This is a genomic window from Mycobacterium sp. 852002-51613_SCH5001154, assembly GCF_001667425.1.
Taxonomy (GTDB): Bacteria; Actinomycetota; Actinomycetes; order Mycobacteriales; family Mycobacteriaceae; genus Mycobacterium.
On record NZ_LZII01000080.1, the window covers coordinates 205291 to 219477 of the forward strand.

Below are 14187 nucleotides of genomic sequence, written 5' to 3' on the forward strand. Positions count from 1 at the left end.
TGGCCGCGCCGGGCAGATAGGTTGGGATCGCCGCCGCAACCGAGGAGACGACCATGCCAGTCACGGTGATACTCGAACTGAAATTCAAGCCCGACGCCGTGCCGCAGGCGCGCGACGTCATGGGCCGGGCTCTACAAGACACCCGGGCGTTTCCCGGGAACCTCGGTACCGACGTGCTCGTCGACGAGGACGACGAAACCCACTGGCTGATCTACGAACTGTGGGACACGGTCGAGCAGGACGAGGCCTATCGCGCGTTTCGCGCCGGCGAAGGCCGCCTCACCGACCTGCCGCCGCTGCTGGCCGAGCCTCCCGTCAAGAAGAGGTATGTCACCTCCGACATCTGACGGCTAGCTGAGCGCGGGAATCACCTCGCGCTCGAACAACTCGATGCCGGAGCGGTCGTACGCGGCCTCCGGGAAATAGCAGATGGCGTATTCGCACCCGAGGTCGCGGAGCTTGGCGATCCGCTCGATCACCTGTTCCGGTGTGCCCGTCGCCGAATCGGGTCCGCTGCCGGCGGCCAGCATCGCGTCGGCGGCCGCCTCGGGCACGTACCGGACGACCCGGTCGCGGACGCGCCGCAGCCTGTCCTTGACGTCGGCGTCGGAGGTCCCGACGACCGCGTTGAAGTTGGCCGACCGCACGATGGCCTCGAAGTCGCTGCCCACCTGCTGACAGTGCTGCGCCAGCACTTCGGACTTGTGCGCGAACGCCTCGGGCTCGGGCGCGAAGTTGGTGTACTGCGCGTATTTCGCGGCGATGCGCAAAGTCACCTTCTCACCGCCACCGGCGATCCACAGCGGAATCCCGTTGTCCTGCAGCGGCTTAGGGGAAACGATTGCGCCGTCCACCTGGTAGTGCTTGCCGTCGAAGCTGACCTTGCCGTCGCGCCAGGCAGCACGCATGATCTGTACGCCCTCGTCCAGCCGGGCCAGCCGCACGCCGGCCGACGGGAATCCGTAACCGTAAGCGCGCCACTCATGTTCGTACCAGCCACCGCCGATGCCCATCTGGATCCGCCCACCGGAGATGATGTCGGCGGTCGCCGCGACCTTGGCCAGGTACACCGGATTGCGGTAGCTCATCGCGGTGCACATCTGGCCGAGTTTGATCCGCGACGTGACCGCCCCGTACGCGGCCATCAGCGACCACGCCTCGTGCGTGGCCTCACCCGTCGGCAGTGGGACGGTGTGGAAATGGTCGTAGACCCACAGCGAGTCCCACGCGCTGCTGTCGGCGTAGACAGCCAGGTCGCGCATCACCGCCCAGTGCTTCTCCGGTTCGATGTCGACCAGATCCATTCGCCAACCTTGCGGGATGAAGAGACCGAAGCGCATAGCAACGGACTCTAACCCGCCGCCCACCGCCACAGCGCAGAAGGCAATTCCCTCCGCTGCCGCGGGCAGCCCTCCCCAGGCCCCCGCTAGGCTTACCCATCGACAAGCAAGCGGGAGGTCGGCGTGCGCGTACTGGTCTCCGGCGCCAGCATCGCCGGCCCGGTGCTGGCCTACTGGCTGAACCGTCGCGGCTTCGACGTCACCGTCGTCGAGCGCGCGCCCACCCTGCGCAAGACCGGCGGCCACGCCGTCGACCTGTTCCGTCCCGCGATGGAGATTTCGGCGGAGATGGGTGTCCTGCCTCAGATCGAGGCGCTCGCCACCGGAACGAACCGCATGACCATGCATCGGGAAGGCCGGCCCCGGCCCATCGAGATCGACCTCACCAAGATCTACGCCGCCACGTCCGACCGGCACGTGGAGATCATGCGCGACGACCTCAGCGAAATCTATTACGCCGCCGGTCGCGACGACGTCGAGTACCTATTCGGGGACTCGATCACCTCGATCGACCACGACGGCGAGGTGACGTTCGAGGATGCCCCGGCCCGCCGGTTCGACGTCGTCGTCGGCGCAGACGGGCTGCACTCCAACGTCCGACAGCTGACCTTCGGCGACGAAGCCAACCTCACCCGATTCCTCGGCGGCTATCTGGCGGTGGTATCGGCGCCCAAGGCACTGGCCGGCCAGGGCGAGATGACCTGCCACGTCGGCGTGGGCCGCCTCGCGGCAATCTACACCGCCGAGCACCTGGACGACGCGCGCGCCGTCTTCCTGTTCCGCACCAAACAAGAGCTCGACTATGACCATCGGGATGCGCTGCGGCAGAAGGCAATCCTGCGCGACACTTTCGCCGACATGCACGAGCAGGTGGACGATTGGCTCGGCGAAGTCGACCGCACGGCCACGTTCTACTTCGATTCGATCAGCCAACTGCGGCTGGACCGATGGTCCCGGCGGCGGGTGACCCTCGTCGGCGACGCGGGATACTGCCCCGGACCCGCGGTGGGCGGCAGCACCAGCCTTGCCGTGCTTGGCGCCTACGTACTGGCCGGAGAGCTCGCCGGGGCGAACGGCGACCACCTGCGCGCGTTCGCGGCCTACGAATTGCAGATGCGTGAACCGGTGCACCGCAGCCGGGCCTTTGCGCGCGGCGCCGCCAAGGGCATCATCCCCGGCTCGCGACTCGGAGTGTGGGCGTTGACCCATGGCGCCCGACTGATTTCGCTGTTGCCCGGGTCGCTTTCGCGGTCGCTGGCGAAGCTGAACGCCAACGGCGTCCGGATGCACGATTCGATGGCGGTGCCCGACTACAGCGCGACCGACCTACAAGCGAACGAAAGGAAAGACCGCCGATGGAACTAGCCGGTGTGGGAATCTGGAGCAGCCAACTGCGATACGGTAATCCGTCTGAATCCGCTGAGGCGGCAGCGGAATTGGACGAATTGGGTTTTCCGGCGCTGTGGATACCCGACGTTGGCGGGCCGGTGTTCGACGCGGTCGGCAACTTGCTCGCCGCCACCAAGCGGACCGTGATCGCAACCGGGATCCTCAACCTGTGGATGCATGCGCCGAGCGATGTCGCTGACTCCTATGCGACCTTGACCGCCGAACATGGGGACCGCTTCCTACTCGGCATCGGGGTCAGCCACGCACCGCTGATCGACGCGGGCCAGCCCGGGCGGTACCGCAAACCGCTGGCGGCCACGGCGGCGTTCCTGGACGGGCTGGATGCTGCCCCACGTCCCGTACCGGCCGAAAGTCGGGTCCTCGCCGCGCTCGGTCCAAAGATGCTCACCCTGGCCGCAACCCGCGCCCGCGGGGCCCACCCTTACCTGGTCACCCCCGACCACACCGCCTCGGCCCGTTCGACTTTGGGCGAGGGCCCCCTGCTGCTGCCGGAGCAGACGGTGATCCTGACCGACAGCGCCGACGAGGCGCGACGCATCGGAACCGACTGGCTGCGGGCGTATTTGGCGTTGCCCAACTACGCCAACAACCTGCTGCGCACCGGGTTCGCCGAAGAGGACCTCACCCAGGTCAGCGATCGGCTCTTCGACGCCATCATCGCGTGGGGTGACGAGGAGGCGATCATGCGCAGGGTCGCCGAGCATCGTTCGGCCGGCGCCGACCATGTGTGCGTCCAGGTGCTGCTGGCCGACCCGAAGGTGTTCCCGCGCGAGCAATGGCGCCGAATCGCCGCCGCCTCCAAGTAACCCCGCGGCGATCACGCTTAGGGTGGGGTATGGCTTCCAAGCAGACGCTGTTTCGGATTTTCTACCGCATCGGCTTCACTCCCTGGGACGGTCACCCGCTCGCGCAGAGCGTGCGGAACCTGGTCGAGGGGACGGCCGACACGCCTGCGCTCCCGCGGGGCTCGGCCCTCGAAGTCGGGTGCGGAACCGGTGACTGCTCGATCTATCTCGCCCAGCACGGTTGGAAGGTCACCGCGGTCGACTTCGTCGCCAAGCCCCTCGAGCGGGCACGCGCCAAGGCCGGGGCCGCCGGCGCGGCGGTCGACTTCGTCCAGGCCGACGTCACACAGCTGAGCCGGACCGGCGTCGGTTCGAACTTCGAGTTGATTGTCGACAACGGTTGCCTGCACAACATGAGCGACGACGATCGTGAGGCCTATGTCCGGGAGATCAGCGCGGTGGCGGGCCCCGATGCGCGACTGCTGATCGTCGCATTCGTTCCCGGCGGCAGGGTGGGAGTGCGCGGCATCGACCACACCGAGATGGAACGACGCTTCGCGCCCACCTGGACGATGCTGTCGGCCGGCGACGAGCGCGAGCTGGACCGCGCCGAGAAGACGCCGGCACGGTACTACCTCTTCCAGCATCGAGACACATAACCAGGTGCGATGACACGCCGTACGCCGTCGCAACGTTTTATGTCCCGCGTGTCAGCGCACGCAAAAGCGACTGCGAGACCTAGGTCAGCGAGTCGGGCGGCAGGAAGCGGTCGCCGTACTTGGCGGCCAGCTCGCGGGCACGGGCCACGAAGGCTTCCTTGCCCGTACCGCCCGCACCCTCGTAGCCGACGATGAACTGCGCGCTACCACCGGTGTACGGCGGGAAGCCGATGCCCATGATCGACCCGATGTTGGCGTCTGCGGTCGACGTCAACACGCCCTCGTCGAGGCACTTCTGCGTTTCCAGCGCCTCGGCGAACAGCATCCGGTCGATCATGTCCTGCAGCGGCGGCTGCGACGAACCGGACTTGAACGTCTCCCGCAGGCCCGGCCACAGCCCGGTGCGCTTGCCGTCGACGTACTCGTAGAAGCCCGCGCCCTTCAGCCGCGACGGGCGTCCGATCTCGATCATCTTCTCCACGACGGCCTCGGCCGGGTGCGGCTCGTAGGTACCGCCCGCGTCCTCGACGCCCTTACGGGTGGCGGCCGCGATCTTGTGCATCAGTTCGAGATTCAGCTCGTCGGACAGCTGCAGCGGCGGGGCCGGGTAGCCGGCCTGCGAGCCGGCGTGCTCGATGCTGGCGGGTTCGACGCCCTCACCGAGCATCGCCAAGGCCTCGTTGACGAAGGTACCGATGACGCGGCTCGTGAAGAAGCCGCGGCTGTCGTTGACCACGATCGGGGTCTTGCCGATGGCGAGCGTGTAGTCGAACACGCGGGCCAACGCCTCGTCAGAAGTCTTCTCGCCCTTGATGATTTCGACCAGCGGCATCTTGTCGACCGGTGAGAAGAAGTGGATCCCGATGAAGTCCTCCTGCCGCTTGACGCCGGTCGCCAGACCGGTGATCGGCAGCGTCGAAGTGTTGGACCCGAGCAGAGCGTTCGGCTCGACGATGTCCTCGATCTCCTGGAACACCTTGTGCTTGAGTTCCTGGCTCTCGAACACCGCCTCGATCACGAAGTCGACGCCCTTGAAGTCCGCGGCGTCGGCCGACGGCGTGATGCGATCCAGCAGCGCCTTGCTCTTCTCCTCGGTGGTCTTGCCGCGCTGAAGCGCCTTGGCCTCAAGCTTTTCCGAGTAACCCTTGCCCTTCTGCGCGGCCTCGAGGCTGACGTCCTTGAGCACCACGTCGAACCCGGCCTTGGCGGAAACGTAGGCGATGCCGGCGCCCATCATGCCCGCGCCCAGCACACCGATCTTGTTGATCTTGACGGGCTCGATGCCGTCGGGCCGCGAGCCCCCGCCGTTGATGTGCTGCAGGTCGAAGAAGAAGGCCTGGATCATGTTCTTGGCGACCTGGCCGGTGACCAGGGAGGTGAAGTAGCGGCTCTCGATGCGGCTGGCGGTGTCGAAGTCCACCTGGGCACCCTCGACGGCCGCGTCCAGGATGGCCCGCGGCGCCGGCATCGGCGCGCCCTTGAGCTGCTTCTTCAACAGCGCGGGGAAGGACGGCAGGATGCCGGCCAGCCCGGGGCTGGACGGGGCGCCGCCGGGCATCTTGTAGCCCTTGGCATCCCACGGCTGGGTGTGCGCGTCGGGGTTGGCCTTGATCCACGCCTTGGCGGCCGGAACCAGTTCGTCGACCGAGCCGACGAGCTCGTCGACCAGCCCCATCTCCTTGGCCTTGTCCGGCTTGAACCGGGTGCCCTGGGACAGCACGTTCATGAACGCGTTCTGGATGCCGAACATCCGCACCGAACGAGTGACGCCACCCGCACCGGGCAGCAGGCCCAGCGTCACCTCGGGGAAGCCGAGGACGAGGCCCTTGACGTCGGCCGCGATGCGGCGGTGACAAGCCAGGCAGATCTCGAGGCCGCCGCCCAGCGCCGCGCCGTTGATGGCGGCGACCACCGGCTTGCCCAGGGTCTCCAGGGCCCGCAGGTCGCGCTTGATGCCCTCGACCTCGGCGAAAATCTCGCCCGCGTTCTCCGGGCCGGCTTGGATCATCGACTTCAGGTCACCGCCGGCGAAGAAGGTCTTCTTCGCGCTCGTGATGACCACGCCGGTGATCGAATCCTTCTCGGCCACAAGGCGTTCGACGGCCTTGTGCATCGACTCCTTGTAGGCGTCGTTCATCACGTTCGCGGACCCGGTGGGGTCGTCGAGCGTCAGCGTGACGATGCCGTCGGCATCCTTATCCCACTGGATGGTGTTCTCTGCCATGGTCTTAAACCCTCTCGATGATGGTGGCGACGCCCATGCCGCCGCCGATGCACAGCGTGATCAGCGCGCGACGCGCGTTGCGGCGCTCGAGCTCGTCGACCATGGTGCCGGTGATCATGGCGCCGGTGGCGCCCAGCGGGTGGCCCATCGCGATGGCACCACCATTGACGTTCAGCTTCTCGTCGGGAATGTTGAGGTCCTTCTGGAACTTCAGCACCACCGAGGCGAACGCCTCGTTCAGTTCGAACAGGTCGATGTCGTCGACGGTCAGTCCCGCGCGGTCGAGGACCTTCTGGGTGGCCGGGGTCGGGCCGGTCAGCATGATGACCGGGTCGGAACCACTGGTCGCGGTGGCGACGATGCGCGCCCGTGGGGTCAGGCCCTGGGACTTGCCGGCAGCCTCCGAGCCGACCAGCACCAGCGCGGCGCCGTCGACGATGCCGGAGCTGTTGCCCCCGGTGTGGACGTGGTTGATCTTCTCGACGTAGTGGTACTTCTGCAGCGCCACGTCGTCGAAGCCGCCCATTTCGCCGATGCCGTCGAACGCGGTCTTCAGCTTGGCCAGGCCCTCCATTGTGGTGTCGGGCCGCATGTGCTCGTCGTGGTCGAGGATGACCAGACCGTTCTGGTCGCGCACCGGCACGACCGACTTGGCGAAGTAGCCGCCCGACCAGGCCTCGGCGGCCTTCTGCTGCGAGCGCAGCGCGTAGGCGTCGACGTCGTCGCGGGAGAAGCCCTCGATGGTGGCGATCAGGTCGGCGCCGATGCCCTGCGGCACGAAGCCGATCCGGTAGTTGGTCTCCGGGTCGAGTGCCCAGGCGCCGCCGTCGGAGCCCATCGGGACGCGGCTCATCGACTCGACACCGCCGGCCAGCACCAGGTCGTCCCAGCCGGAGCGCACCTTTTGCGCGGCGGTGTTGACAGCTTCCAGCCCCGAGGCGCAGAACCGGTTGAGCTGCACCCCACCGGTGGTCTCGGGCAGGCCGGCCACCAGCGCCGCGGTACGGGCGATGTCGCCGCCCTGGTCACCGACCGGGGACACGACGCCCAGGATCAGGTCGCTGATCAGGTTCTCGTCGAGGTCGGGGTTGCGCCGGCGCAGCTCGTCGACCAGCCCGACGACCAGGTTCACCGGCTTGACCTCGTTCAGCGAACCGTTTTTTTGCTTGCCGCGCGGCGTGCGGATGGCCTCATAGATGAAGGCTTCTTCGGACATGTCGAGTTCCTCTTCGCAAGTGGGTTTCGGATCCGTATTAAAGGTAGGTCCAGATACCGCACCCTAACAAAGTGCCCGGCCAACCTGTTGGTTGGGCCGATCACCGCTGGTCAGTGAGCCGAGCTGGGGAACCCCCGCTTGCGGGGGACACGCTGGCGTGACGCTGGACGGCGAGCGCCACACTGGCGTGACATTCGAGCACCGAAGCCCCCTAAGCTCGACCAGCATGACGGTGTCGCGACTGCGTCCGTACGCGACGACGGTGTTCGCCGAGATGTCGGCGCTGGCCGCTCGGGTCGGCGCGGTCAACCTCGGCCAGGGTTTCCCCGACGAGGACGGGCCCGCGGCCATGTTGAAGGCCGCCCAAGACGCCATCGCCGAGGGAAAAAACCAGTACCCGCCCGGCATCGGCATCGCACCGCTGCGGCGCGCCATCGCCGCCCAGCGGCAGCGGCATTTCGGCATCGAATACGACCCCGACACCGAAGTGCTGGTGACGGTCGGGGCCACCGAGGCCATCGCGTCCGCGGTGCTGGGCCTGATCGAGCCCGGCTCGGAGGTCCTGCTGATCGAGCCGTTCTACGACTCCTACTCGCCGGTGCTGGCGATGGCCGGCGCGCACCGGGTGGCCGTGCCCCTGGTGCCCCATGGTCGTGGCTTTGCCTTGGACGTCGAGGCCCTGCGCCGGGCGGTGACGCCACGGACCCGTGCGCTGATCGTCAACTCCCCGCACAACCCGACCGGCACGGTGCTCAGCGCGGCCGAGCTGGCAGCCATCGCCGAGGTCGCCGTCGCCGCCGACCTCTTGGTGATCACCGACGAGGTCTACGAGCACCTGGTGTTCGGGGACCACCGGCATCTGCCGCTGGCCGGCTTCGACGGCATGGCCGAGCGGACGATCACCATCTCCAGCGCGGCCAAGATGTTCAACTGCACCGGCTGGAAAATCGGATGGGCTTGCGGCCCAGCAGAACTCATCGCCGGGGTACGTGCGGCCAAGCAGTACCTGAGCTACGTCGGCGGCGCGCCGTTCCAGCCCGCGGTGGCTCTCGCGCTCAACACCGAGGACGCGTGGGTGGCCGCGCTCTGCAGCTCTTTGCAGGCCCGTCGCGATCGGCTGGCCGCCGGGCTGTCCGAGATCGGCTTCGAGGTGCACGACAGCGCCGGCACCTACTTCCTGTGCGCCGACCCCCGCCCCCTGGGCTACGACGACAGCACCGCGTTCTGCGCGGCGCTGCCGGAAAAGGTCGGGGTGGCAGCCATTCCGCTGTCGCCTTTCTGCGATCCGGCGGGCTCGCATCCCGACGTGTGGAATCACTTGGTGCGGTTCACCTTCTGCAAACGCGAAGACACCCTTGACGAGGCGATCAGGCGGCTGGCTGCCTTGCGGTGACGGGCCGGCTACCCGGCCGAGCCGAGGCCCCCGACCACGCGCTTGCGCAGCCCCTCCAGCGCGGAATCGAGGATCTTCTTGCGGGCCCGGTTGACCCAGAACTCGGGCAGCGGCGCAAATGGTTCGACGGTGATGGCGAACCGCACCCTGGTCTTGTCGTAGCCCTCCCTGGTCAGGGTGTACTCCCCGTGCTGGCCACGTTGCTGGGCAGTCTTCTGCGCGTCCCACACCATCCAGTCCGGCCCCCAGTGGTATTCGAGCAGTTCCGTGTCGTGGATGCCGGTGACCGCGATGGTGACCTTCACGTGGTGCGGTCGGCCGTCGGGGTGCTTGTCGACGACTTCCACCCGCTTGTGCACCGATGACCATGAGGGCACGGCGTCCATGTCGGCCAGCGCCTCCATGATCACTTCCGGAGGCGCGTCAATGACGATTTCCGACGACGCTTGAACGGCCACTACTAATAAGTTAGCAACCGCTCAGCCGCAGACGAAGGCAAAAGCGCGAGCCGCTGACTATTCCGGCTCCGTCGAACCTTTGAAGTGCTTTACCAATTCGCACAAGCCCTTTACCGATGAGTCAAGAACGCTTTCGCTGGCCCGCCGGACGATGAAGGCGGGCATCGGCCGGCCGGGCTCGACCGTCACGTCGAAGCGCACGCGGGTCTTGTCGAGACCTTCGGGTTTGAGGTTGTACTCGACGTGCTGACCGTGCTGCTGGGAAGTCCCTTTGGCGTCATAGACGACCCAATCGGGACCCCAGTGATATTCCAGGATCTCCTTGTCGACGAGCCCGAGAATCTTGATCGTGGTTTTCACATGGTGGGGCCGACCGTCGGGATAACGGTCGATTACTTCGATGTGTTTGTGGAGCGGTGACCACGATGCCAGCACGCCGACATCGATCAGCGCCTCCATGACCACTTCTGGCGGCGCGTCGACGACAAATTCCCGTGATGCTTTTACGGCCACTGCGCTCAACCTAGCAATGCCGGCCCCGGTGCGGAATGGTTCGGCGTAACAGGCTGGCTACCAGTCGATTTCGGCGAGCGGCGTGGTGGCCGCCGGTGGCCGACCCACCGGTGCGGCCGGGGTGCGCGAGAAGCGTGGACCGGGCGCGGCCTGGTCGACGCCGTGGTCGGTGATCACCGTGGACCGCGCCCGCAAGTGTTCGTCGGCCGCCGCCTCGCTCCACGTCAACACCGCAGTGACGCACGCATCGGTGCCGGCGAAGATGGTCGTCCACTCGTGACGGGTCCGGCTGCCGAACCGTTTCGCGAAGACCTCGTACATCTGCGGGTAGGACCCGATGTCGAGCTGGCCGGGCACCTGGTCGGGCGACAGGCCGAGGCCGGTCAGCAGCGCCGCGAAAAATTGCGGCTCGATGGCGCCGACGGCCAGGTATTTGCCGTCGGAGGTCTCGTAGCAGCGATAGAACGGGGCACCGCCGTCGAGCAGGAACGACTCGCGCCGGTCACGCAGCGCCCCGGTCGACTTCATCGTCCACATCATCTGGGCGAGCAGGCTGACGCCGTCCACCATCGCCGCGTCGATGACCTGCCCCTGACCCGAACGTTCACGCTCGTAGAGGGCGACCGCGATGCCGAGCAGCACCAGCATCGAACCGCCACCGAAGTCGGCTACCAGATTCAGCGGCGGCATCGGGGGCCGGTCAGCGTAGCCCAGAGCCGACAGCGCGCCGGTCCGCGAGAGGTAATTGAGGTCGTGCCCCGCCGTCTGGGCCAGCGGCCCGTCCTGCCCCCAGCCGGTGATCCGCGCGAAGATCAGTCGCGGATTGACCGCCGCGCATTCGTCGGGACCGATGCCGAGTCGCTCGCAGGTGCCCGGACGGAAACAGTCCAGCAGTACGTCGGCTTTGGCGGCGAGATCCAGCAGCGCCTGCGGGTGCGCCTTGACGTCCAGGTCGACGATCCGCTTCCCGCGATGCAGCAGATCGCGGTCCTCGGGCGGCATCGTGAGGCCGCCCGGGCGCCGCACGCGCACCACGTCGGCGCCCAGGTCGGCGAGCATCATCCCGGCGTGCGGCCCCGGGCCGATCCCGCCGAGCTCGATCACCTTCACCCCGGCGAGGGGACCGCCGTCGCCCACCGCGGTTAGTTGCCCTTCTTGACCTTGAGCACCCGCTCGCGCAGCGCCTTGGTCGCCGAATCGATGGTGCCCTTCACGGCGCGTTTCAGGACGAAGCCGGGCAGTGGCACATTCGGGTCCGCAAGGAGCTCGAACTTGACCAGGGTCGCGTCGCCCTGCGGTATCAGGGTGTACTTGCCGTCTTGCGCCTTCTGCTGTGAGGAGCTCACCAGCGTCCAGCTCACCGCGTCGTCCGACCAGGTGTAGGCCACCACCTGCTCGTCGGTGATCCCGGCGACCTTCACCTTCATCTTCACTTGGCTGGGCCGCCCGTCGTCGCCGGTCGAGAGGACCTCCGCACTCTGATGGGGTTCGGACCAATCGGGCATCGCCTCGAAATCGGCGATGACGTCCAAAATCTCCTCCGGACTGGCTTCGATGACGATGTCGCGGGATTCCTTGAGTGCCATGGCCCGCACGATACTGAAACGGCGTCCCGCCCGGAACGGATTCGACCGAGGTACCGTCGTGCTTGTGCCTGAGGCAGCGACCGAGCCCGTCTACACCGTCGGCGACTACCTGTTGGACCGCCTCGCCGAACTCGGCGTCACCGAGATCTTCGGCGTTCCCGGCGACTACAACCTGGAATTCCTCGACCACATCGTCGCCCACCGCAGGATCCGGTGGGTGGGCAACGCCAACGAGCTGAACGCCGGCTACGCCGCCGACGGGTACGGCCGGCTACGCGGAATGTCAGCCGTGGTAACGACTTTCGGCGTCGGTGAACTGTCGGCGGCCAACGCCATCGCGGGCAGCTATGCCGAACAGGTGCCCGTGGTGCACATCGTCGGCGGACCGTCCAAAGACGCGCAGGGCACCCGGCGCGCGCTGCACCACTCGCTCGGTGACGGCGACTTCGAGCACTTCTTCCGGGTCAGCCGCGAGATCACCTGTGCCCAGGCCAACCTCATGCCCGCGAACGCCCGCCGGGAGATCGACCGGGTGCTCTCGGAGGTGCGCGAGCAGAAGCGCCCCGGATACATCCTGCTGTCCACCGACGTGGCCCGCTTCCCCACCGAGCCGCCCGGTGATCCGCTGCCCCGCTACGCCGGTGGCACCAGCCCGCGCGCGCTGTCCCTGTTCGCCGAGGCCGCGTCCGAGCTCATCGCCGACAACCAGCTGACCGTGCTGGCCGACTTGCTGGTGCACCGGTTGCAGGTGGTCAAGGAACTCGAGGCGCTGCTGACGGCCGACGTGGTTCCCTACGCCACGCTGATGTGGGGGAAGAGCCTGCTGGACGAAAGCTCGCCCAATTACCTGGGGATCTACGCCGGTTCGGCCAGCGTCCCGGCGGTGCGCGCCGCGATCGAGGAGGCACCGGTGCTGGTGACCGCCGGCGTGGTATTCACCGACATGGTCAGCGGCTTCTTCAGCCAGCGGATCGACCCGGCGCGGACCATCGATGTCGGGCAGTACCAAAGCAGTGTGGCCGGCGAGGTCTTCGCGCCGCTGGAGATGGGCGCCGCGCTGGAGGCGCTGTCGACCATCCTGACCAGGCGCCCGATCACGTCGCGGCCGGTGGCGGCGCCACCCGCCGGCGATCTGCCCCCGCCCCCGCCGCGCGATCAACCGCTGACGCAAGAGATGCTGTGGGACCGCCTCTGCACTGCCCTCACACCGGGCAACGTGGTCCTCGCCGACCAGGGCACGTCCTTCTACGGCATGGCCGACCACCGCTTGCCCCAGGGCGTCACATTCATCGGCCAACCCCTTTGGGGCTCAATCGGTTACACGCTGCCCGCCGCACTGGGCGCCGGGGTCGCACATCCGGACCGCCGGACCGTGCTGCTGATCGGCGACGGCGCCGCCCAACTCACCGTCCAAGAGCTCGGCACCTTCTCGAGGGAGGGGCTGTCTCCGGTGATCGTGGTTGTCAACAACGACGGCTACACCGTCGAACGAGCGATCCACGGAGAGACGGCGCCCTACAACGACATCGTGAATTGGAAGTGGACGGACATTCCCAACGCGCTGGGGGTGGCCGATCACCTGGCGTTCCGGGTGCGGACCTACGGCGAGCTCGATGACGCCTTGACCGCGGCCGCGCAGCACCGCGACAGCATGGTGCTTGTCGAGGTGGTCCTGCCGCGGCTCGAAATCCCGCCGCTGCTCGTCGAACTCGTCCAGCCGACATCGCCGGACGGCAGCGTTCGCCGCTAGGGGCGCCGTGTCATCCGGGCCCAGAGCGAGTGGGTCCGCCGGCCGGGTCGGACGAGCGCAGCATCGCCTGGACGGTTCGCCGGCAACGCCCGCAGTCGGCGCCTGCTCCGCAAGCCTGGGCGACATCCTTGGTGGTGCAGGCCCCGGCTTCGACCGCCTCGGTCACCGCTTGGCTGGTGACTCCGTTGCACAGGCACACGAACATCGCGTTGGCCGCTCAGTCCGCCTCGATGCGCATCATGTTGGTGAATCGGCCGACGAATATCGGTGGGTAGGGCCCCATTCCGGCGCCGGACATCCACTCGGCCGCGGCGTCGGGATGCTCGATCCATCGCCGCGCGCTCTCTTCGTCGGGCAGCTCCGACATGATCAGCACCTCGTGCTCATCATCGAAGGCCTGGAATATCCATGTCTTGCGGATGCCGGCCGCGACGAATCTGTCGGTGGCCGAGGCGACTTCGGCGGTAAGGGCCGACACGTCGTGGACGGACGCGATGGTGGCGACCACGACGCCTGGCGCCTCGGGCGTCGCGGTGGGCGCCGGGACGAACCTGTCGACGATCTCGCCGGCGAAGACCGCCGGAATGTCGTCGACGCCGGCCGCGTCGAACCAGTCGAAGAAGACCCGCGAGCGCAGCAGCTCCACGATCGGCTCGCGGCTGTGGACTCCGATCATCACCAGCACGCGGCCGTAGTCATGCGTCGAGGTGTAGACCAGGACGTGGTGGGCGCCGATGTCGGACAGGGCCGCCTTTCTGCGCTCGAGCAGCGGCCATACCCGGCTGGGGTCCGGGACGCGGTAGTCCGACGCGATCACCATCGAATGAATGTCGTTCGTCATCACCGCCGCCTC

15 protein-coding genes are annotated in these 14187 nt (G+C 67.4%); 6 read left to right on the forward strand and 9 right to left on the reverse strand.

Annotated elements, in window-relative coordinates; genetic code table 11:
• Positions 1–53 precede the first annotated feature (53 nt).
• A complete protein-coding gene (locus tag A5750_RS21380; protein ID WP_066957632.1) occupies positions 54–347 on the forward strand; it encodes a putative quinol monooxygenase in 294 nt (97 codons plus the stop codon).
• A gap of 3 nt (positions 348–350) precedes the next feature.
• Here the strand turns inward: A5750_RS21380 and A5750_RS21385 are convergent, their stop codons facing one another.
• Positions 351–1340: an LLM class F420-dependent oxidoreductase gene (locus A5750_RS21385; RefSeq protein WP_066957634.1), complete on the reverse strand. Its 990-nt coding sequence runs from the start codon at positions 1338–1340 to the stop codon at positions 351–353.
• 123 nt (positions 1341–1463) lie between these two features.
• Here A5750_RS21385 and A5750_RS21390 point away from each other — a divergent pair, with 123 nt between their 5' ends.
• From A5750_RS21390 to A5750_RS21400, 3 genes are read left to right on the forward strand one after another with little or no spacing between them, the layout of a single operon-like run.
• The gene (locus tag A5750_RS21390) at positions 1464–2705 is read left to right on the forward strand and encodes an FAD-dependent monooxygenase (protein ID WP_066957641.1); all 1242 of its coding nucleotides are present in this window, start codon (positions 1464–1466) and stop codon (positions 2703–2705) included.
• On the forward strand, positions 2696–3556 hold the full coding sequence (locus A5750_RS21395) for an LLM class F420-dependent oxidoreductase (RefSeq protein ID WP_066957643.1): 861 nt from the start codon (positions 2696–2698) through the stop codon (positions 3554–3556). Before A5750_RS21390 ends, A5750_RS21395 begins: the two co-directional genes overlap by 10 nt.
• 29 nt (positions 3557–3585) lie before the next feature.
• On the forward strand, positions 3586–4194 hold the full coding sequence (locus A5750_RS21400) for a class I SAM-dependent methyltransferase (RefSeq protein WP_066957645.1): 609 nt from the start codon (positions 3586–3588) through the stop codon (positions 4192–4194).
• 79 nt (positions 4195–4273) lie between these two features.
• Here A5750_RS21400 and A5750_RS21405 read toward each other — a convergent pair whose 3' ends face one another.
• On the reverse strand, positions 4274–6418 hold the full coding sequence (locus tag A5750_RS21405) for a 3-hydroxyacyl-CoA dehydrogenase NAD-binding domain-containing protein (RefSeq protein WP_067265503.1): 2145 nt from the start codon (positions 6416–6418) through the stop codon (positions 4274–4276).
• Positions 6419–6422: 4 nt separating this feature from the next.
• The gene (locus A5750_RS21410; protein ID WP_067265506.1) at positions 6423–7634 is read right to left on the reverse strand and encodes an acetyl-CoA C-acetyltransferase; all 1212 of its coding nucleotides are present in this window, start codon (positions 7632–7634) and stop codon (positions 6423–6425) included.
• A gap of 226 nt (positions 7635–7860) precedes the next feature.
• Between A5750_RS21410 and A5750_RS21415 the strand changes: the two genes are divergently transcribed.
• Positions 7861–9027 carry a pyridoxal phosphate-dependent aminotransferase gene (locus A5750_RS21415; RefSeq protein ID WP_067265509.1) on the forward strand — a complete coding sequence of 389 codons (1167 nt, stop codon included), beginning with the start codon at positions 7861–7863 and terminating at the stop codon, positions 9025–9027.
• 8 nt (positions 9028–9035) lie between these two features.
• On the opposite strand, the gene A5750_RS21420 is transcribed toward A5750_RS21415, so the two are convergent.
• From A5750_RS21420 to A5750_RS21435, 4 genes are read right to left on the reverse strand one after another with little or no spacing between them, the layout of a single operon-like run.
• Positions 9036–9485 (reverse strand): SRPBCC family protein, encoded by a 450-nt coding sequence (locus tag A5750_RS21420; RefSeq protein ID WP_066957654.1) that lies wholly within the window; start codon positions 9483–9485, stop codon positions 9036–9038.
• Positions 9486–9542: 57 nt separating this feature from the next.
• Positions 9543–9998: an SRPBCC family protein gene (locus tag A5750_RS21425; RefSeq protein ID WP_082948249.1), complete on the reverse strand. Its 456-nt coding sequence runs from the start codon at positions 9996–9998 to the stop codon at positions 9543–9545.
• Between the two features lie 57 nt (positions 9999–10055).
• Positions 10056–11135, reverse strand: coding sequence for a CaiB/BaiF CoA-transferase family protein (locus A5750_RS21430; protein ID WP_082959164.1), 1080 nt, complete (start codon positions 11133–11135; stop codon positions 10056–10058).
• A gap of 5 nt (positions 11136–11140) precedes the next feature.
• Entirely contained in the window at positions 11141–11584 is a 444-nt protein-coding gene (locus tag A5750_RS21435; protein WP_067265512.1) for an SRPBCC family protein, read from the reverse strand.
• Positions 11585–11648: 64 nt separating this feature from the next.
• Here A5750_RS21435 and A5750_RS21440 point away from each other — a divergent pair, with 64 nt between their 5' ends.
• Positions 11649–13334 (forward strand): alpha-keto acid decarboxylase family protein, encoded by a 1686-nt coding sequence (locus tag A5750_RS21440; RefSeq protein WP_066957828.1) that lies wholly within the window; start codon positions 11649–11651, stop codon positions 13332–13334.
• Positions 13335–13344: 10 nt separating this feature from the next.
• Here the strand turns inward: A5750_RS21440 and A5750_RS25560 are convergent, their stop codons facing one another.
• Entirely contained in the window at positions 13345–13539 is a 195-nt protein-coding gene (locus A5750_RS25560) for a bacterioferritin-associated ferredoxin (protein WP_067791454.1), read from the reverse strand.
• 12 nt (positions 13540–13551) lie between these two features.
• Positions 13552–14178 (reverse strand): fatty-acid--CoA ligase, encoded by a 627-nt coding sequence (locus tag A5750_RS21445; protein WP_197505491.1) that lies wholly within the window; start codon positions 14176–14178, stop codon positions 13552–13554.
• Between the last annotated feature and the right edge of the window lie 9 nt (positions 14179–14187).

Coding starts and splice junctions, on each gene's coding strand:
- A5750_RS21435 (WP_067265512.1), bottom strand. CDS start 11,584: ATGGCACTCAAGGAATCCCGCGACATCGTCATCGAAGCCAGTCCGGAG.
- A5750_RS21410 (WP_067265506.1), bottom strand. CDS start 7,634: ATGTCCGAAGAAGCCTTCATCTATGAGGCCATCCGCACGCCGCGCGGC.
- A5750_RS21415 (WP_067265509.1), top strand. CDS start 7,861: ATGACGGTGTCGCGACTGCGTCCGTACGCGACGACGGTGTTCGCCGAG.
- A5750_RS21405 (WP_067265503.1), bottom strand. CDS start 6,418: ATGGCAGAGAACACCATCCAGTGGGATAAGGATGCCGACGGCATCGTC.
- A5750_RS25560 (WP_067791454.1), bottom strand. CDS start 13,539: ATGTTCGTGTGCCTGTGCAACGGAGTCACCAGCCAAGCGGTGACCGAG.
- A5750_RS21395 (WP_066957643.1), top strand. CDS start 2,696: ATGGAACTAGCCGGTGTGGGAATCTGGAGCAGCCAACTGCGATACGGT.
- A5750_RS21400 (WP_066957645.1), top strand. CDS start 3,586: ATGGCTTCCAAGCAGACGCTGTTTCGGATTTTCTACCGCATCGGCTTC.
- A5750_RS21380 (WP_066957632.1), top strand. CDS start 54: ATGCCAGTCACGGTGATACTCGAACTGAAATTCAAGCCCGACGCCGTG.
- A5750_RS21385 (WP_066957634.1), bottom strand. CDS start 1,340: ATGCGCTTCGGTCTCTTCATCCCGCAAGGTTGGCGAATGGATCTGGTC.